This window comes from Paenibacillus sp. J31R34, assembly GCF_059383715.1.
This window is the reverse complement of the sequence record NZ_JBXENU010000004.1, coordinates 305,280-323,980: the sequence shown is the minus strand read 5'-3', so window position 1 is coordinate 323,980 and position 18,701 is coordinate 305,280. Positions and strand designations below refer to the sequence as shown.

15 protein-coding genes are annotated in these 18,701 nt (G+C 51.0%); 5 read left to right on the top strand and 10 right to left on the bottom strand.

The annotated features are described in order from the left end of the window. Window positions 1–31 precede the first annotated feature (31 nt). From AC50YG_RS14125 to hemE, 6 genes are all read right to left on the bottom strand, one after another. Window positions 32–931 (bottom strand): DUF92 domain-containing protein, encoded by a 900-nt coding sequence (locus AC50YG_RS14125; RefSeq protein ID WP_494827583.1) that lies wholly within the window; start codon window positions 929–931, stop codon window positions 32–34. Then, the gene (locus AC50YG_RS14120) at window positions 925–1,701 is read right to left on the bottom strand and encodes a glycerophosphodiester phosphodiesterase (RefSeq protein WP_494827581.1); all 777 of its coding nucleotides are present in this window, start codon (window positions 1,699–1,701) and stop codon (window positions 925–927) included. Before AC50YG_RS14120 ends, AC50YG_RS14125 begins: the two co-directional genes overlap by 7 nt. Window positions 1,702–1,721: 20 nt before the next feature. Beyond that, complete coding sequence (locus tag AC50YG_RS14115) at window positions 1,722–3,110, bottom strand: CapA family protein (RefSeq protein ID WP_494827580.1); 1,389 nt, start codon at window positions 3,108–3,110, stop codon at window positions 1,722–1,724. A 70-nt stretch (window positions 3,111–3,180) separates the two neighbouring features. Next, window positions 3,181–4,668, bottom strand: coding sequence for a protoporphyrinogen oxidase (gene hemG / locus AC50YG_RS14110; RefSeq protein WP_494827578.1), 1,488 nt, complete (start codon window positions 4,666–4,668; stop codon window positions 3,181–3,183). A gap of 26 nt (window positions 4,669–4,694) precedes the next feature. Next, complete coding sequence (hemH, locus tag AC50YG_RS14105) at window positions 4,695–5,636, bottom strand: ferrochelatase (RefSeq protein ID WP_494827576.1); 942 nt, start codon at window positions 5,634–5,636, stop codon at window positions 4,695–4,697. Continuing rightward, window positions 5,623–6,699, bottom strand: a complete 1,077-nt coding sequence (hemE, locus tag AC50YG_RS14100) for a uroporphyrinogen decarboxylase (RefSeq protein ID WP_341278485.1) — start codon at window positions 6,697–6,699, stop codon at window positions 5,623–5,625. Before hemE ends, hemH begins: the two co-directional genes overlap by 14 nt. 221 nt (window positions 6,700–6,920) lie before the next feature. On the opposite strand from hemE, the gene AC50YG_RS14095 reads away from it, so the two are divergent. Then, complete coding sequence (locus AC50YG_RS14095) at window positions 6,921–8,132, top strand: MFS transporter (protein ID WP_494827573.1); 1,212 nt, start codon at window positions 6,921–6,923, stop codon at window positions 8,130–8,132. A gap of 182 nt (window positions 8,133–8,314) precedes the next feature. On the opposite strand, the gene AC50YG_RS14090 is transcribed toward AC50YG_RS14095, so the two are convergent. Continuing rightward, window positions 8,315–9,097, bottom strand: a complete 783-nt coding sequence (locus AC50YG_RS14090) for an MOSC domain-containing protein (protein ID WP_473757834.1) — start codon at window positions 9,095–9,097, stop codon at window positions 8,315–8,317. Window positions 9,098–9,196: 99 nt separating this feature from the next. Further along, window positions 9,197–10,096 (bottom strand): DMT family transporter, encoded by a 900-nt coding sequence (locus AC50YG_RS14085; RefSeq protein ID WP_494827571.1) that lies wholly within the window; start codon window positions 10,094–10,096, stop codon window positions 9,197–9,199. A gap of 245 nt (window positions 10,097–10,341) precedes the next feature. Between AC50YG_RS14085 and AC50YG_RS14080 the strand changes: the two genes are divergently transcribed. Both AC50YG_RS14080 and AC50YG_RS14075 read left to right on the top strand, forming a co-directional pair. Further along, window positions 10,342–11,508: an AAA family ATPase gene (locus AC50YG_RS14080; protein ID WP_494827569.1), complete on the top strand. Its 1,167-nt coding sequence runs from the start codon at window positions 10,342–10,344 to the stop codon at window positions 11,506–11,508. Between the two features lie 2 nt (window positions 11,509–11,510). Further along, window positions 11,511–12,227, top strand: a complete 717-nt coding sequence (locus AC50YG_RS14075; protein WP_494827567.1) for a hypothetical protein — start codon at window positions 11,511–11,513, stop codon at window positions 12,225–12,227. A gap of 163 nt (window positions 12,228–12,390) precedes the next feature. On the opposite strand, the gene abc-f is transcribed toward AC50YG_RS14075, so the two are convergent. Then, window positions 12,391–14,160 carry a ribosomal protection-like ABC-F family protein gene (abc-f, locus tag AC50YG_RS14070; RefSeq protein ID WP_494827565.1) on the bottom strand — a complete coding sequence of 590 codons (1,770 nt, stop codon included), beginning with the start codon at window positions 14,158–14,160 and terminating at the stop codon, window positions 12,391–12,393. Between the two features lie 431 nt (window positions 14,161–14,591). Further along, on the bottom strand, window positions 14,592–15,224 hold the full coding sequence (locus AC50YG_RS14065; protein WP_494827563.1) for an O-methyltransferase: 633 nt from the start codon (window positions 15,222–15,224) through the stop codon (window positions 14,592–14,594). Between the two features lie 114 nt (window positions 15,225–15,338). On the opposite strand from AC50YG_RS14065, the gene AC50YG_RS14060 reads away from it, so the two are divergent. Together AC50YG_RS14060 and AC50YG_RS14055 are read left to right on the top strand one after the other, a co-directional pair. After that, the gene (locus tag AC50YG_RS14060; RefSeq protein WP_473757837.1) at window positions 15,339–16,505 is read left to right on the top strand and encodes a THUMP domain-containing class I SAM-dependent RNA methyltransferase; all 1,167 of its coding nucleotides are present in this window, start codon (window positions 15,339–15,341) and stop codon (window positions 16,503–16,505) included. A gap of 65 nt (window positions 16,506–16,570) precedes the next feature. Beyond that, complete coding sequence (locus AC50YG_RS14055) at window positions 16,571–18,649, top strand: LTA synthase family protein (protein ID WP_494827560.1); 2,079 nt, start codon at window positions 16,571–16,573, stop codon at window positions 18,647–18,649. Window positions 18,650–18,701 lie beyond the last annotated feature (52 nt).

Here is an 18,701-nt window from a genome sequence, read left to right as displayed (position 1 = left end):
CATGGAGAGAAGGTGTTATTTTATTTTGCAATTAAAGCCACCAAAGGCCCAGTGTCAAGCCAACTACACCTGCAAGCAAGGATGACAGCATATTAACCCGGTCATTGTTCATAAAATCAAACCCGCGTATCCGCTCGGCCGGCACGCCGCAATGCGTGCGACGCTCCGTTTCGCTGCCGCAGCTTACGCAGCGGTACATCGCCTGCCAAGTGGCGCCAAGCCATGAGTCGGCGAAGCATCCAGCAAAGCCAGCCATTGCCGCAGCAGCAATAAGAGCTGCAGCTGAGGCAAGGCTAAGGCCGCCGCCTGCAAGCCCCGCTGTTCCAGCCTGCAGATCGGCTGCAGACGCTGGATGAAACCAGACCAGCATAACGGCGGCTACAACGCCAATGCAGGCTGCTCCAGCGAGCGCCGCCAGTGAGCCGAGCCGCGTCACAGCACCGCTCGTGCCGGGAGCAACTATTTTGCCGCTCGTCACCGATCGAGGTGGGCGCTTGCTCAGCGCACCGATCTCCGTCGCCCATGTGTCGGCATTTACGGCCGCCATAACTCCAATATAGGCGAGCAGCCAGCCATCGCCAGCTGCTGGAAACAGCGCATGGCCGAAGCACAGCAGCAGGCCTACTCCGCCATTCGCCCACACTTGTCCAGCGTCGCGACGTCCTGTTTTTTCATATCCCGCTTCCGCCTTCGCTTTCGCTCGGGAGTGCTTTTTCCATTTCGACCATAGGGTAGAGGTAACGAAAAACGCAATAAGACAGGCGAACCATACTGGTTCGCCCCATGTCACAAAGCCCGTGCCCATTGCCATTGCCGATAAAGCACCCGATAACGAAAGAGAGCGGAAACGATGGGCGACGAAAGCAATTAAGCCGCTTCCAAACAGACCGCCAAGCAGCCTAAGCCACCATTCATCGATCCAGCCTACCATTTTTCTCGCTCCTCTCCAGTTCTATCTCTCAGTCCTGCCATTGCCTGACGCCAGCGATTCGGGAAATTCGTGCAAATCATTAGCTCCCGGTCCAGCTCCGCGATTTTGCGAATAGCCCGTTCCTCGTTTATCGTCCAGGCCATTACCTGAATGCCAGCTTCCTTAAGCAGCTTCACTCGCTCCTTATTCAGCCTCGAATAATCAATTGAAAGCAAGGTCGACCCCGTCTGACTCAGCTCCAGAGGCAGCGTCTGACGCCAGCCGTCAATAATTAAGCCGGTACGAATACGTCCTTCCGTCAGCTTAAACAGCTTATTCAGCGCTCCGGCATAGAAAGAGGTCAGCACCACTTCATTTTCCACGCCGAATCGGCGCACGCTTGCAAGAACTTGCTCCTCAAGCGCAGGATAGCGAATGCCATTCGTCTTGAGCTCAATGTTAACGTTGCAGCGCCCGGCTGTTAATGCCAGCACTTGATCAAGCGTCGGCACACCCTCATCTTTGAACAAGGGAGAAAACCAACTGCCCGCATCAAGCGTGCCAAGCTCGGCAGCTGTCCAATTGCGGACATCGCCTTTGCCATTCGTTGTGCGCCTTAGCTTATAATCATGAATAACGACCGGAATATGATCCTTCGATAGCTGCACATCAATTTCAATCCAAAACACATCAGGCTCTTCCATCGCCAGCTTTACCGCTGCAAGCGTGTTCTCCGGTGCGCGTCCTGACCACCCGCGGTGGGCAACGCATACATTTCTTGGCTCAGCCATGCGCTCCTCCTCGCTGCTCTTTATTTAGAGACGAGAGCGCCATCCTCACGGAGCTTCACGCCAAAGGACAGGCTCGTCAGGCGCTTCAGCAGCGCTGCCGCATTTTCGGGTTCCATGAGCACTGGCTGCGCTTTGTCCGAGGACATCGGGTAAAACTTCAGGTCACAGTTCCCTTTTTTCGTGCAAATCGCATCCAGCACACCTGTCTCGGCAGTTGGTCCCTTCGGGTAAGCGCTAAAAATAAAGTTCCCTAAACTGTATGCAATCCACTTGCCTTTATACGTCTCAAAACCTTGCAGCACATGCGGATGGCTGCCGATAATGAGATCGGCTCCCGAATCTATGTATTCACGTGCAAAATCCCGCTGATATTGCAGCGGCGTATCTTTGCGCTCTTCTCCCCAGTGAACCATCACGACAACCAGATCGGCCTGCTCCTTCGCTTTCTTAATTGCCGCCTTCGCTCTCGTCGTATCGTAGGTTTCCGCTACGCCTGCAACATTTTTGTCTGCTTTCCACGATACTTCCGGTACAACTCTGCTCAGTCCAATGTACGCTACTTTAATGCCGCGCACGTCTTTAATGACAGGCGCAAACGCATCCGTATCATTTTTGCCGGCTCCCATATGGGAAATTCCCGTCTCATCGAGATGCTTCATCGTATTAAATAAACCTTCGACGCCTTGGTCAAGCGTATGGTTGTTCGCCAAGCTAACGATATCAAAGCCGGCATCCCGAAAAGCAGGAAGCGCTTCTGGAGAACCTTTGAACACATACGTCTTATCTAGCGCCGGAACACCGCTATCCGTCACCGGATACTCCAAATTAGCGGCCATAATATCCGGCTCGCTCAAATAAAGCAGCGATTGCTTATATGGATAGTCGTACCCATTCAGCTTCATCATGTCGCCAACCGAAGCTGCCAGCAAAATATCGCCAACAAAGCTCAGCTTCACCGTATCCTCGTCCCCAGCCTGAAACGACGGCTGCTCGCCAGAAACGTCATTGCCACCTGTGCCATCGACCGCTTCATTGCCAACCTCTTCCGGCTGCTTCTCCGGGGTTGCCGCTGGCTCGCCTGCGCCGTTAGCCTCATCGGCTGTAGGAGCAGGTTCCTTCGTTGCTGCCGCTTCATCAGATGGAGAAGGCGAACTGCTGCCTGTGTCCGTTTCCCCGTTTTGCGGCTTCTGACCATCGCTCGTGCCCGCGGAAGCGGCATCGGCTGCCTGAGGCTTATTTTCCCTATTAAATAAGGACCCAGCATCAAACCAGTTTTGCGTATTAAGCCATAAGCCAATAACGACTGCAATAAGACCTAACATAAAGCCGTTGAAAATGATGAGGCGTCTTAGTCTTCTTTTACGCCTGATTTTTTGCTGCTGTCGCGATTCTGTTCTAGATCTATTCATGACAGGATGCTCCTTTATGAATAAAGTTTCCTGTCTATTATAGCAAGCTTGCTATAAATATGCGAAATAACTAGGAAGAGGAGAGCGCGGCAGCCGCAATTTCCTTGCCCTGCCGAATACAGTCCGGCAAACCTACGCCGTCGAAAGCCGCTCCTGTAATATGAATGCCCGGCACCTGCTGGGCCATTCGATCGCGCAGACGCTTCGTATGGGCCAGATGGCCGACCGGATATTGCGGCATAGAGCGCGGCAGCCGTGTAATTTCCGTAAATAAAGGCGCCACGGCAATATTCATCGTCTTCTTCACATCTTCTCTTACGGCAGCCATTAGCTGGTCATCCGGCAAAAAAGGCGTGATTTGATCGCCTGCCCGGCCTACATAGCAGCGAAGCAGCACTTTGTCTCCAGGACTTGTATGCAGCCATTTCGTCGAGGTCCATGTGCATGCCGTAATCCGCAAGCCTTCCGAACGCGGAATAACGAACCCTGAACCTTTGAAGGTTATACCCAGGCTCGCCTTGTCAAAAGCCATTACGACATTTGCGACCGATACATAATCAATTGCCCGCAGCTCCGCGCAATCGACCAGCGGCTCCAGCAGCTCCGCTGCCTGAAAGGCTGGTGCAGTCACAATGACTTTGTCGGCAGACAGCTGCTCCCCGTTTGCCAACTCAATCGTATAACGGGACCCGAACTGTTCTCCAGCCGTCATGCCAGTAAAACCTGCTGCTGCTTCATCGCCCGCAGTTTTATCATGAATCGCAGTCACCGCTTGGCCTAACTTACGCTCCATGCCCGGCAAAGCTCGGTCAAGCGCATCTACCAAAGTAGACAGCCCGCCTTTAAATGTAAGAAACACGCTGCTTCTTGCCCCTTCCGGCAGCATGCTCATATCGGGAGCCTTAGCGAGCTTTTTGTTGCTGCGCATCCCGCGAATCAAGCTGCCATGCTTGCGCTCTGCAGCTGCGAACTGTGGGAACGTCGCTTGAATGCTCAGCTTGTTAAGGTCGCCAGCGTAAATGCCCGCCAGCAGCGGCTCTGCAATGCGCTGCACAACCTGCGTCCCCAGCCGCCGGCCAAGGAAGCCTCCCAGCGATTCGTCGCCAGCTTCACTACGCGAAGGCTTGATGAAGTCAAGCAGCGCCCGCAGCTTGCCGCCCCAAGAAAGCAAGCCCGTCCGGGCGAAAGGCATAATTTCCGTCGGAATGCCGAGCACGAGTCCCTGCGGCATCGCATGAAGCTTATTTTTGAACAAAATATAGGATTGCTTGCCCTTTGGGTTCGTCCCCGTCAGCTCAGACTCTATGCCGAGCTCTTTAGCCAGCTCTATAATCGCCAGCTTACGGCTAAGAAAAGAATCCGGTCCGCGTTCGATGACGAAGCCGTCACGCTGCAGCGTATTAATTTTGCCGCCCAATACCTCGGCGCTATCGACAAGCGTAATATGAATCGCTTTACCTTGCCGCTCCGCTTCCCGCTGCAAATAAAAAGCGGAGCTCAGCCCGCTGATCCCCCCGCCAATAATGACAATTCGATCAGCTTCTCCGATTCTCCGCATCTCATTCATCCTTTCATTACCAAACTCTAAGTTGCTTCTATTACAGACTCCGCTAGCGTCTCCATATACAGCGGGTCGCGATTTAACATTTTAATACGCTCAAGGGTAATGCCCATATTTTTCGCTGTTGTCTTCGCTTCAATATCGAGGTCAAACAATACCTCAAGATGATCCGACACAAAGCCGATTGGCGCGGCCAGTACAGCCTTAACCCCCTGTTCAGCAAGCTCGGCAAGCGTCTCCAAAATGTCCGGTCCCAACCAAGGCTCTCTCGTCCGGCCTGCACTTTGCCAAGTAAACTGCCATAAGTCGTCTGCAATACCAGCCTGCTTCGCAACCTCTCGCGACGTTTCCAGCAGCTGCTCCTCATAAGGATCGCCGAGCTCGCGAATTTTTTCCGGCAAGCTATGCGCGCTGAACAGCACTTTCACATTTGTCTCGCCGCGCGATGATGCGCTTAGGCGAGCAAGCCCGTCGGTCACCCGTTCCGTCAACGCCTTGAGCAGCTTCGGATGCAGATGGTATTGCTTGACAAACGTCATCTCCAGGCCAAGCTCGCTTGCCTTCTCCTGCGCGCGCTTGATGTAGCTGCCAACGCTCATCGTCGAATAATGCGGGGCCAGTACAATGCCTACTGCCTGCTTAATTCCATCACGAGCCATTTGCTCCACACCGTCTTCGATAAAAGGACGCGCATGCTTAAGCCCCTGATAACAGGCATAACGGCCTGGAGCGAGCTGCTCCAGCTTATCCTGAAGGCCAGCCACCTGTCCGTTCGTATTCTCACGCAGCGGGAATACGCCGCCGACAATCGCCTCATACCGGCCATATAAATCCGTTAACTGCTCTGGAGTAGGCGGATTTCCACGACGAATATGCGTATAATACGCTTCTACATCATCAAGGCTTTCCGGTGTTCCATATGACATAACGAGAACTCCGATTTTGCTGTTTTCAGCTTCCGACATGGCTCGTTTCCTTCCCTTCGCGCGCTGCAATGTATTTTTTTGAATACGAATGTATGTAAGCCGTCAGCTCTTGAAGCTTCTCAAGCGAGGCCTCGGGAAATAATCCATGCCCCAAATTAAAAATAAATCCTGGCTCTTCCAGTCCCTGCTCAATAATTTCCGCGGCATATGATTCAAGTACGCTCATTGGAGCTGTCAGTAGGACAGGATCCAGATTGCCTTGTACCGCAAAGCCGTGATTCAAACGGCGGCGTCCCTCGGGAATCGATACTCTCCAGTCAAGGCCGATCACATCAGCCTGCAGCTTGTGCAGCTCCGGCAGCAGCTCGCCCGAGCTTACGCCTGGGAAATAAATTTTTGGCTGCGGCAAATCCGACAGCTCGCTGAAAATCCGCTCGATCGTCGGCAGTACAAACTTGCGGAAATCTGCTGGCGCAAGCGCGCCTACCCAGCTATCAAATAATTGAAAAGCCTTGCCGCCGCTGGCAATGTGCGCACGCAAATAAGCGATAACCATATCGCCCAGCTTGTCCATCAGCTTGTTCCACACTTCTGGCTCACTGTACATCATAGCCTTCGTACGCAAATAGTTTTTGGACGGTCTGCCTTCAATCAAATAGCTGGCAATCGTAAACGGCGCTCCGGCAAATGTAATAAGCGGGACATCAAGCTCCCGGTCTAAAATCCGGATCGTCTCCAGCACATGGCCGAGATCGCCTTCTACATCGATTGGCTTTAGCCGATCTACATCCGCCGCGCTGCGGATCGGGTTATCGATTACGGGTCCAACATTCGCCACAATATCAAAATCAATACCGATTGAAGCAACCGGATTCATAATATCCGAATATAAAATAGCGGCATCCACGCCGAGCTTGCGCACCGGCATCATCGTCACTTCCGCAGCCAGCTCCGGCTGCTTGCAAATTTCCAGCAGTGAATATTTCTCTTTTATTTTTCGATATTCAGGGTCGTATCTTCCAGCTTGGCGCATATACCAGACGGGTACCTGATCCAGCTGTTCCTTGCGGCAGGCCCGAATGAAACGGTCATTATAGCTCATGTTCGCCGTTCCTCTTTTCTATATAATTTTCTATTAACTCCATTATGCCCGTTTTTGCAGGGGCAAACAACCGCCAGCACCGGACTTCCTATGACAATGTTATGACACTCTCTTTACGCATTCACTTTATTATAACCTGATTCAAGGCGAATTTCGTGCTTTTCCGACAAATTGTTCTTCGTATTTCTGTCTGCCCTGCAGCTTGTGCTATACTAAAAAACATGGAACAGTGGAAAAAAAATCTCATCGTACTTTGGTTCGGGCAATTTCTCGTAATGGCTGGAATGACCATGATCATTCCTTTTATGGCGTTTTATTTGCAATTTGAGCTGGGTCTAACCGATCCGCATGAAATTGCCGTATGGGCTGGCCTTATTTTCGCCGGCAACTTTGTCACGCAATTTATTTTTCAGCCGATATGGGGAAAATACGCCGATCGCTACGGACGCAAGATGATGCTGCTTCGCTCCGGTATTGGCATGGCGATTGTCATTGTGCTGATGGGCTTTGCGACGACCCCATGGCATCTGCTGCTGCTGCGCATGCTGAACGGCACGATTTCCGGCTTTAACCCCGCAGCGGTGGCATTAATATCCGCCAGCACGCCTAAGGATCGAATGGGCTATGCGATGGGAACGCTCCAATCAGGCGGCATTGCCGGAACGATATTAGGCCCTTTTATCGGCGGGCTGCTGGCTGACGCTGTCGGCTACCGTCCGATATTTTATTTGACAGGCTCCCTCTTGTTCGCCGCATCTATGCTGGCATTGTTCGTCGTGAAGGAGACGTTCGATTTGCAAAAGGCAGCAGCTAAAGTGCAAATTTCCGTCATCGAGGGCTTCAAGCGTCTGCGCGGCATTCATGAGCTGACATCGCTGTATGCGGTCACCTTCCTCATCCAATTCGCAATGATGAGCTCGATGACATTGCTGCCGCTGCATGTCCAAAGCCTGCACGGCCCGACAGCAAATTTGGCTTTTTGGGCGGGCTTCGTCGGCTCGGCTGCTGGCATCTCCAATCTCATTGCGTCGCCCGTGCTAGGTAAGCTCAGCGATCGCATCGGGTCGGAGCGCATTCTCGGCTATTCACTTATTGGCGCGGGATTGACCTTTATCCCGCAGGCACTCGCCGACAGCGTACCGCAGCTGCTCATTTCTCGGTTTGTGCTGGGTATTTTCCTCGGCGGACTTGTGCCAACGGTCAACTCGCTCATTCGCAAATATACGCCGGACGGCATGGAATCCCGTGCCTATAGCTTTAACAGCAGCACGCTCGGCCTCGGCAATATGGTCGGCCCGATTACCGGCGGCGCGCTATCCGGCTGGATTGGCATCCGGGGGCTGTTCATTGTGTCCGCAGTTATGATGCTGCTGAATGCACTGTGGGTGTATCGGTCGCTGCTGCGGGGCAAACGGAAAGCTGCTCAAAGTTAGCTCTAGATAGCTCTGCGCTTACGAATCTTCTGATAGAAAACTGTAACGTAAACTTCACAGGGAAAAAGGAGATAAAAGCAGCCTCGGCATTTACGCCGAGGCTGCTTTTTCAAAATATAAGCCGCGAAACGGTTGCTTTGCCGCCAGAGTACGGCGACAGCCGTTTACGCTTGGTTGCCCGCTCAATCGTCAGACAGCAGGAATAGCTCGTCGCCAACATGCACAAGCCCCGCTTTCGTAACCGAGGCGTACAAGCCGACATGCAGATTAAGCTCCTGATTTACTTTTTTGAGCAGCGACATATCCCGCTCCAGCGTATCGGGGTCTAGCGCAATCATGGAGCAGCGCTCGCAATGCTCATCTACTCGCAGCTCCGCGCTGCCAAGCTGGAGCCGCTTGCCGATCCAGCTGTCTTCATCCGGCGCATCACCCGCAAGCGCCACAATCAGGTTTGCCCTGAACCGCCGCGCATCGAGCGGCTTGCCCCACATCGCCTCCAGCCTGCTTAGCAGCGCATCCGTCACAATGAGCACGCTGCTGGCATCCGCGCCTAGCAAATCCGGTGTTTGGGGCGCATAACGCCGCATGGAAATGATCGTGCGGGTGTGCGCCTGTATTTCGGCGAGCAGTTGCTCGCTCCAGGCGAGCTCGCGATTGTCAGGCGACGTGACCGTCACTTCGGGAAACTCGGAAGCCGCTGCCGTACCCTTTTCACAATCAGCATTGCCTTGGAGCTTCGCCTTGTAGCCAAGCATCGCCGGAATTTGCCGCGCCGTAATAAAGCTGTCCCAGCCTTGCTTCGTTTCATCTATAAAAGCATGGCTGCGGTCGCCGTACAGCCCATACGTCTCCACCCTGCTGGATGTGAGCCGCTCGCCCGCAAACGATTTAATCGGGTAACGGTTCATTTCCTTAATCGTGCCAATCCGTGTTTTTACAAGTCCGACTGCCGGTTTTTCTTCCAATGCCCACTTCTCCTGTCTCCTGCAAAATAACTGCATAAAACGGGCGCTACCCCCATAGAGCGGCAGCGCCCGTTTATATTTATACGATTCTATCAGCTATCATAGCACAGGAAGCTCTTTCTTCAAGCGTCTGGGCTTCCTATTTACTACGATTATGCTGGATGCCACAAGCGCGAGGCCCACCGCCAAATTAATCGTTACATGCTCATTCAAAAACAATACGCTGAATACGATCGCTATAAGCGGGATCAGAAACATGAACGAGCCGACCTTCGCAGAATCGCCATTGCGAATAAGCTTGAAGTAGATAAGCCAGCCGACCGCGATAACAAAAACAGAGATGAACAGCGTATCGAATATGAATGGCATATTCCATACAATATCGGACCAGCTTTCGGTCACCGACCCTGCGCCCAAAATGGCAATACCGCCAATGCTCACCTGCATCGCGGTCATCCAAAGGGAATCGACCCGCGGCGCCATTTTTTTCGTATAGATCGTTCCTCCCGCCCAGCATATGGCCGATGCAATTGCAAGCAGCACGCCCCACACGGAAATATGGCCGGAAATGCCGCCCGTCGTAATCGCCGCAACACCGGCGAAGCCTAGCAGCAGACCGATAATTTTTAGCGGATACATCGCCTCGCCAAGCCAGAGCCATGCAAACACACCGAGCAGCACAGGCTGCAAAAAGACAATCGCCGTGAACAGTCCAGCCGGCATATATTGGAGCCCTATCGTCTGAAAGCTGTAATACAAGATGATGTTCAGTATCGAAGCAATGAGATAAATATGCCAATTCTGCTTAAGGCACAGCGGCCCACGCTTCCAAATCGCAAAGCCTACAAGCAAAATACCGCCAATCAGCGTGCGAATGCCTGCAAATAATAAGGGTGGAGAAAAGTCCAGCGCATATTTGGTGAGCGGCCAATTAATGCCCCATATAAACACGAGAAAAATTAAATACATCGTTGCCGCTGATCGGGAAATACCAGGCACCTTGAACAGCTCCTTGTGTGGTCGTTTTACCGAATGATACATTAATTTTCAGCATAAATAAAATAAATGTTTATCATGGAAGGCATTAGCGTTAGCGCACTCCTGGTTGCTTCCGCTTATTTTTCACCCAAATTCATGCGGGACTATACGTACTGATTTTTACAAATTAAACTATGCTATAATCAACTTACCGTTTATCAAGACAATCTGTTATTTGCGAGAATTTAAAATTAGGTTATAAGGGCGTGATTACACTGAAGCTCGTATCATTTAGTTACATAAACAAAGAAACAAACTGGAAATTAAATCAGCTGGAATTTGATTCTCTGACCTTATTAGTTGGAGCTACTGGTGTAGGTAAAACAAAGATATTGAAAGCTTTAACCAGTTTAAAGGATTTAGCTTTAGGGGAAACAAATTCACAAATTGATAATATATCTTTCTCTATAACCTTTGAAGAATTAGGCGTTCGGTATTTATGGGAAGGCGAAACAGAATCTACCCGTTCCCTTAACACTACTGGATTCGATGCTCTAAATGAAAATTTCCTTTCGTTTGGGTTTGCTTTCGAAAAACTATCCATCATTCACCTAAACTCAGATCCAGAAACGCTTTTTAATCGTTCAAGAACCGACCTTATCTTTTCTAATGGAAAATCGGCTCCAAAAATCGCCTTGAATAAAAGCTGCATTGGCATTTTTTCAGAGGAAGACTCGATCAAGCCTGTATACAGTGCTTTTAAAAAAATTGTGATTTTTGATTTCGAAGCAGACCGACAAATCGAATTCAATTCAAAAATTATATCCACCCATAAAATACCAGTTCCAGAACCAGGCTCAGAACTCTATGAAGATTTGCTTACTGTTTTGAAAAATCAAAATGTACCTATTACATTAAAGCTTCTTTTTGCGTCAGTCTCTTTTAAAGAAACCTTAGATAAGATTGCAGCAGAATATAAACAAGTTTTTGATTTTATAAAAGACATAAGGTTCCACTTTGAGAGTTCACCTAATGAAGATGACTCTTATGTATTGCAAATATATGAGGATGGCGTAGGCTGGATTTCCTCACACGACATGTCTTCTGGCATGCTAAAGACGCTTCTCTTTCTTTCTCTTCGCTATTTGGAGCCTGAGGACAGTATTATACTAGTCGATGAGTTCGAGAACAGTTTAGGTGTTAATTGTATTGATTTATTTGACTTCGGCTCTAATCGCAGCTCGCAATATATTTTAACTAGCCATCACCCTTACATTATCAATAAAATCCCTATGAATCATTGGAAAATTGTCAGCAGGGAGGCTGGTACAGTAATCGTTAAAAACGCTTCGGATTACAATTTGGGCAAATCCAGACATGATGCATTCAAACAGCTTATTAATCTTGCCGCCTATTCTGAAGGGCGGGATTAAGCATGAATTTATACATTCTGGTTGAAGGTAAATCAGAAAAATATATTTACCCCGCTTGGCTCCGTATTTTGTTGCCAGAGCTTACATCCGTACAACAGCTTGATGACGTAAACTGCAACCAATATTATTTATTCAGCTGCGAAGGCTACCCCAATGTCATCAATGATGTTGGCAATGCAATTGAGGACATGAAGGAGCACCCGAAATTCGATTACCTTATGGTCGTTCTTGATGGTGATGATATCGGGATACCTGCCCGCAAACAAGAAGTGCTGGCTGAAGCGCAAAAGCATAGCTTTGACCTCAATCGTTTAATAACCGTTGTTCAAAATCCATGCATTGAAACCTGGTGTCTTGGAAACCGCAAAATCTTCAGAAGAAATCCTGAGTCACCTGAATTCCAAAATTGCTTCAAACACTTTAATGTCAATGAACTTGATCCTGAATTAATGCCTTTGCATCCGGAGCTTTCTCAATATACAACTACAGCTCATTATCACGAGCATTACTTAAAATCCATGTTGGCTGATCGTGGCTTGAGCTATACAAAAGGCAAAGGAACTAAGGCTGTACAAAATGATCATTATTTCTCCGAAATGTTAAAACGTGTCAATGAAACAAACCATTTGCCATCATTTCGCGACTTTATTTTATCAATGACGCAATTAAAATTAAAAATTCATGGTCAAGATACAGCAGCTCCATCAACTGAAAACTAATTAACAGCAGTTATATAGATGTTTGATCTACTATTTAAATGGATTATGTTCATTTTGAAATTAAATGAACATAATCCATTTTTCATATCCCTAGCTTACTTTTAACAACTGCTTTATCGTGAAAAATAAAGCTTACTCGTCTACCGCATTTAGCCGTGCGTTATTACCTCAGCTCCCTGCGCTTAGCTACCAGCTCGCTGAATTTCAGCTCCAGCGCCGCCTTGTCTTCGGCTGAACGCTGGGGCAGCGACAGCCGCGCCAACGTCTCCGCGAACTCTTGCTCCAGCTTCAGCCGCAGCTCCTCCTGCTCCACGCTCGCCTTCGCCGCTTCTGTTCCTGCTGCTGCCGAGTTGCTTGCAGCAGCGCCGCCATCGTCAATCGCTTCATTCTCGCTAAAGCGCCATTCCCCGTCACCGAGCAGTTGCAGGATATGTGTCGCCGCCCCGCTAACCAAGCGCCGATCATGCGACGCAAATATAATCGTTCCGGGATACGCCCGAAGCGTTTCTTCCAGCTGCTCACGGGCGTAAATATCCAAATAATTGGACGGTTCATCGAGCAGCAGCGTATTATGCCGCCCCAGCAGCAGCTTCGCAAGCGCTGCCTTCACCCGTTCGCCGCCGCTCAGCAGTGCCACCTGCTTAAACACATCCTCGCCTTTGAACAGCGTCCTTGCCAATACGGTACGCACATGTGCATCGGGATAGACGGCTGATGCCAACACGTTTTGCAAGACGCTTTTGGATTCATCCAGCAGCGATAAATCCTGGCGAAAATAGCCCATACGGCAGGATGGTGCCACTATAACCCCTTCCGCCAACTCATATATGCTCCGAAGCAGCGTCGTTTTGCCCGCCCCATTGCCGCCTACCAGCGCAATGCGCATGCCTGGCTTGATTTGAACGGACAGCTCGTGGAACAGCCTGCGACCATCTGACAGCTTTGCCTCCAGCTGATCCAGCCTGAGCACATGCTTGCTGCGGCAAGGCTCATGCACCTGCGCATCGAACAAGGGCATTTCCAGCTCTGCCGGCTTCTGCTTCACCTCCAGCCGCTCCAAACGGCTTTCCAGCGCATCTGCCGCCTTGTTCAGCTTCGCCTGTGAGCTGCGCATGCCTTCCAGCCCTAGATTCGCCTCCTTATAGCTCATTCGCTTCGGCTTGTGGCTGATGCCCTTTGCCGCTTGGCGCACTTTGGCGAGCGAACCCAGCAGACGGCTCTTTTCCTTGGCGTACTGCTCGTATTCAAAAGCTGCGCGGGCCCGCTTCGCTTCCTTTTCCCGCTTATAGGCCGAATAATTGCCTTTGAAAATAAGGATTTCCCCATCCTCCAGCTCAATAATCGAGGTACATACAAGGTCCAGCAGCTCGCGGTCATGGGAGACGAAAATGACGGCTCCCGGATACGCCGCGAAGGCTTCTTCCAGCTGGCGAATGCCTGCCGCATCCAAATGGCTCGTCGGCTCATCCGCAATCAATATTTCCGCTCCGCTTGCGAACAGCTCGGCTATCGCCGTTCTCGTCTTTTCGCCTCCGCTGCCAAAGCCTTTCGCCTCCTCCGCAGCCAGCGCCTGCCAGCGGCTGGCATTTTCCCCTTCGCTATGGCTGCGGGAGCGGCAAATCACGTCCTCTTGCAGCTCATGCTTCTCGCTGAGCACATCCGAGGGCCGCTGCTCTGCTTGTTCATCCGCCTCTGCCTCGCCCCGATAGCCCGCTGCCTGGCGCAGCTCGGCAATAGAGCCGCTGCGGGTCAATAAGCCTTTATCCGGCTCCAGCCTGCCTGCCAGCACAGCCAGCAGCGTCGATTTGCCCGCTCCATTGACGCCAATGATGCCAACGCGATCACGATCACCCAGCTCCCAGACACCGTCCAGCTTGCCTAACATTCGATCCTGTACTGCTATTTCTATATGCCTAACCTCTAATTTTCCCATAAAAAAACCTCCCCAGCTCGAATAAGTATCGATCTGAAGAGGATTATTCGCCAATTATAGCCATTCCGAAAAAACATGCAGTTACCCCTGTTCACGTATAGCAGCAAACAAGCACGCCGAGATGAAACGGCTGTCTCTGTCCTTTGGCGGCAAAGCCTACCGTATCGAGGGTGAAATATACGGGACATGTCCGGAAATGGGCGCAATAATCCTATCTTCAGAAAATGAACTTTTAATGAATCATAAGTTGTCATTTACAAGCTTCTGAACGAATAGGTTATTTTCTCATGTTCCTCGGACACCGTTCCCTCTCTCGCGGGGCGCTGATTTTAATTCCCCCCTCATTATAGAATAATGAGCTTGCGAGCGTCAACCTTCTCCCCGCGCTAAGCAGACAGACAATCATTTGCCCGGCCATCGCCATTCACCTGCTATTTAACAATCGCAATAGCCAGTCCATCATAGCCGGGAAGTACCGTGCTCAGCAGCCGCTCATCATTTGCAATCCGATCATTAAACGCTCTTACCGCTTGTATAGCTGGACCAACTCTAGCCGCATTCATAGTCCGTCCACGCAAAAATACATTGTCGCCTACAATAACGGCTCCAGGCGTTGCTAGAGCAATCGCATATTCCAAATACGCGGGATAACCTTCCTTATCCGCATCAATAAAGAAAAAATCAAACTGCTGACCCTCTGCTTTAAGCTGCTCCAAGCTCGCTTTGCCATCGCCAATTTTGAACGTGACAGCCTGTCCGTAGCCCGCTGCCTCCACATTGCCGCGCGCGACCTCCGCGTATTCCGCCTTCAGCTCCAGCGACGTCAGCCGTCCGCCTTCTCCCGCTCCCCGCAGCAGGCAAATACCGCTGTAGCCGCCAAGGGCCCCAACTTCGAGCAGCTGCTTCGCTCCTGACATGGTGACGAGCATCGTCAGCAGCCGGCCATAGCCGTCAGCAACGGAAATGTCCGGCATGCCGCTTGCCGCAAGGGTTTCACGCACCCGAATCAGGTCTAAATCTTCCTTATATAAGCTGTCTGCATATTGTTCATTTTCGTTCGTCATTTTTTTACTCATCCTTTCATTTGTCAAAACAAGCTGCGTTTACTATACTTGATTGTATGATTTTGACCGTGAGGATTCAACTGCGCTTTACATACGAAGGAGAGAGTGACACGAATGACAACGAAAATTGAATTGATCGCAACGACGCCGATGGGCCTTGAGGCGATTGTCGCACGCGAGCTGAAGGACCTCGGCTATACCGATCTGACAGTAGAAAATGGACGCATTACCTTCCCAGCCGAGCCGATCGATATTTGCCGCACGAATTTATGGCTGCGCTCGGCAGGACGGATTTTGGTCAAGATGGGCGAATTTCAGGCGACCACCTTCGAGGAGCTGTTCGAAGGCACGAAGGCGCTAAACTGGCCTGACTGGATTCCCGGAGATGGCGAGTTCCCAGTGGATGGACGTTCCCACAAGTCGCAGCTTTCAAGCGTTCCTGCCTGCCAGAGCGTTGTGAAGAAGGCCGTCGTAGAAAAAATGAAAGAGCGATACGGAACTGAATGGTTTCCGGAAAATGAGGGCCGCTATGTCATCGAAGTGACGCTGCTTAATGATCGCGCGCAGCTGACGCTCGATACGACGGGAGCTGGCCTGCATAAGCGGGGCTATCGCAATGTGGCGACGGAAGCGCCGCTGCGCGAGACGATGGCAGCCGCGCTGCTGCAAATTAGCCGCTGGCAGCCCGAGCGTCCCCTGTATGACCCGTTCTGCGGGTCAGGTACTATTCTGATCGAGGCCGCTATGCTGGCTTGGAACGTCGCTCCAGGGCTGCGCCGCTCCTTCAACAGCGAAGGCTGGCCGCTTGTGCCGGACCAGCTGTGGGAAACGGCACGCGAAGAAGCATTTGATGCGGTGAAGGATGATGTCGCGCTGCAAATTGCCGGATCGGATATTGACCCGGGCGCCATCGAAATCGCAACAGCCAACATCAAAAAAGCCGGCTTCGGCAAAGACATTAAGCTGAGCGTCATGCCAGCAGCAAAGATAAAGCCCGAGGGCGAATACGGTGTCATCGTGACGAATCCGCCTTATGGAGAGCGTCTTGGCGATGATCGCGAGGCGGAAGCGGCGCTGCGCCAGTTCGGCATGTCGGCACTCCATTTGCCGACTTGGTCATTTTTCGCTTTTACGCCTGTTGCTGCTATCGAGCATTATATGGGCCGTCCTGCCGACAAGAAACGCAAGCTGTTTAACGGTCGGATTGAATGCAACTATTATCAATTTTTCGGACCAGGCGGCCTGTATGCGAACCGCAAATCCCAATCCTCGGAAAAATAATAAATAGAGAAATAGACTCACCATTCAGGAGAGGAAAGGGACTTTTAGAGAGGAACTTTCAATTCATGCGTCAAAAAATTCGCAAAGCTCTAGCTTACAGCTTGCAAGCGGCAGGCCGCTGGGGACGGCGTCCCTATGGCGCGGAGCTCCTGCTCTTTTTCGGAGTACTGCTGCTTAAGCTGTATGCCTTTGATTTATTTATAGCGGTGCCTAATATGAATATGAACGTCTACGATGTCAAAATCGCTATTGGCACACTTGCGCTTTGCAGCTTCTGGACGCTGCTGCTGCCGCTGCGGGGCCGATTCATCACGCTCATCGCGATGAATGCCCTGTTTTCGGCTATTTTGTATGCCGATTTAATTTATTATCGCTACTTCGAGGATTTGATTTCCGTACCTGTCCTGCTGCAGGCAAGGCAGGTAGAAGCACTTGGGGGCAGCATCGCTACGCTGCTGGAGGCGAAGGATTTTATATTGCTGGCGGATATCCCGCTGCTGCTTGGCTATATCTGTCTGCTCGCATGGAAGCGGCGCGCTGCTAAGGCAGTCGCCCTGCCAGCTGCCACAAACGCTGAGGCCGCTTTATTCCCGATCTTCAAGCAGTCGCCTTGGGGAACAATCGCACGGCGTATAATTCTAAGCTCCGTCCTGCTGGTGATGGGCTTGATGCTTACCTTTGGCGGTATTAATGATGCCAAGCGCACATGGGCAAAAGGATTGTTCGAAAGCAACTGGTGGAATTTATCGCTGTACAATGTGACAGGTGCTCTGGGCTTTCACGGCTATGATTTGTACCGTTATGCCTCGCTGAATTGGCTGAATGCAGAAGCTGTCTCTGCCGAGACGACTTCGCAGTTGCGCGCCTGGACAGAGGAATCCGGGCAATCGCGATCCAATCTGGAGCAGGACTTAAGCTTTGGAGCGTATAAAGGCAGCAATATTATTTTGGTACAGGCGGAGGCTTTCCAAAACTTCATGATCGGCAGGTCGTTCAACGGTCAGGAAATAACACCGAACGTCAATAAGCTGGTGAAGAGCAGCGCTTATTTCAGCTCCTTTTTCCACCAAACCGCGCAAGGCCGAACGTCGGACGCTGATTTTGCCAGCAATTGCTCGCTTCAGCCGCTCGCCAGCGGCTCGGTATTTATTCAATATGCCGGGAATGCATTTCAATGCTTGCCGCAGACACTGCATAATAACGGCTATTACACTAGTGTTTTCCACGCCTATGAAGGAAGCTTCTGGAACCGCAATACGATGTACGCGAATATGAAATACGATGCTTTTATTAGCAAAAAACAATACGAGCTGGACGAGCCAATCGGCTGGTCGCTTGGAGATAAATCCTTTTTCCGCCAATCGCTTGACCGAATTGTCGAGCAGCCGCAGCCGTTTCATTCTTTTCTCATTACGCTGTCCAGCCATCATCCTTACCAAATGCCAGAAGCTGACCAGAAGCTTTCGCTCGGCGAGCTTGAAGGCACGATGATGGGCGATTATTTGCAAGCAATTCATTACGTGGATGAAGCGCTTGGCGAACTCGTTGAACGGCTTCAGCAGGAAGAACTTTGGGAGCATACGATATTTGCCATGTATGGCGATCATGATAATTCGATCAGCGATTGGAGCTTGTATGAAACGCTTCTGGGCAAACCGCTAAACGAGCTTGAGCGGGAACAGATCGTGAAGCAGGTGCCGTTTCTCGTTCATTTGCCAGACGATCGTTATGCAGGAACATATCCCTCTCCGAGCGGACAGCTGGATGTCACGCCAACGCTGCTGCATTTGCTCGGAATATCCTCCAGCGAGCTTGCTATGATAGGAACACCGCTTATTACAGAAAGCATGAGTCAGCCGCAGCTGCAAAATCAGAACCGCAAGCTTGTTGTGCTGCGCAATGGCGCATTTACGAATGGCGACGTTTATTATATCCCTTCCGCAGATGGGCTTGCCGAGCATGGCATATGCTGGAACGTAGCGCAGCAATCACCTGGAGAGCTGGCTCCTTGTCTCAGCCTGCGTGCTGCCGCGCAAACCGAGCTGTCCATGTCGGACCTTCTGGTCATTCATAATTTGATCCCGGAGCTTTATGCAACAAGCACGGTTCGGACGGGCAGCAATCAAATGGCCGTTCAAAAATAAAGCAAATCCCCCATGACACACCGCTTGTATCGCGGCGTGTCATGGGGGATTT

Excerpts from the sequence above, each read along its gene's own strand:
- AC50YG_RS14065 (WP_494827563.1), bottom strand. The coding sequence starts at position 15,224 with ATGACGAACGAAAATGAACAATATGCAGACAGCTTATATAAGGAAGAT.
- hemE (WP_341278485.1), bottom strand. The coding sequence starts at position 6,699 with ATGAGCTATAATGACCGTTTCATTCGGGCCTGCCGCAAGGAACAGCTG.
- AC50YG_RS14060 (WP_473757837.1), top strand. The coding sequence starts at position 15,339 with ATGACAACGAAAATTGAATTGATCGCAACGACGCCGATGGGCCTTGAG.
- AC50YG_RS14120 (WP_494827581.1), bottom strand. The coding sequence starts at position 1,701 with ATGGCTGAGCCAAGAAATGTATGCGTTGCCCACCGCGGGTGGTCAGGA.
- AC50YG_RS14075 (WP_494827567.1), top strand. The coding sequence starts at position 11,511 with ATGAATTTATACATTCTGGTTGAAGGTAAATCAGAAAAATATATTTAC.
- AC50YG_RS14095 (WP_494827573.1), top strand. The coding sequence starts at position 6,921 with ATGGAACAGTGGAAAAAAAATCTCATCGTACTTTGGTTCGGGCAATTT.
- AC50YG_RS14055 (WP_494827560.1), top strand. The coding sequence starts at position 16,571 with ATGCGTCAAAAAATTCGCAAAGCTCTAGCTTACAGCTTGCAAGCGGCA.
- hemG (WP_494827578.1), bottom strand. The coding sequence starts at position 4,668 with ATGCGGAGAATCGGAGAAGCTGATCGAATTGTCATTATTGGCGGGGGG.
- abc-f (WP_494827565.1), bottom strand. The coding sequence starts at position 14,160 with ATGGGAAAATTAGAGGTTAGGCATATAGAAATAGCAGTACAGGATCGA.
- hemH (WP_494827576.1), bottom strand. The coding sequence starts at position 5,636 with ATGTCGGAAGCTGAAAACAGCAAAATCGGAGTTCTCGTTATGTCATAT.
- AC50YG_RS14115 (WP_494827580.1), bottom strand. The coding sequence starts at position 3,110 with ATGAATAGATCTAGAACAGAATCGCGACAGCAGCAAAAAATCAGGCGT.
- AC50YG_RS14125 (WP_494827583.1), bottom strand. The coding sequence starts at position 931 with ATGGTAGGCTGGATCGATGAATGGTGGCTTAGGCTGCTTGGCGGTCTG.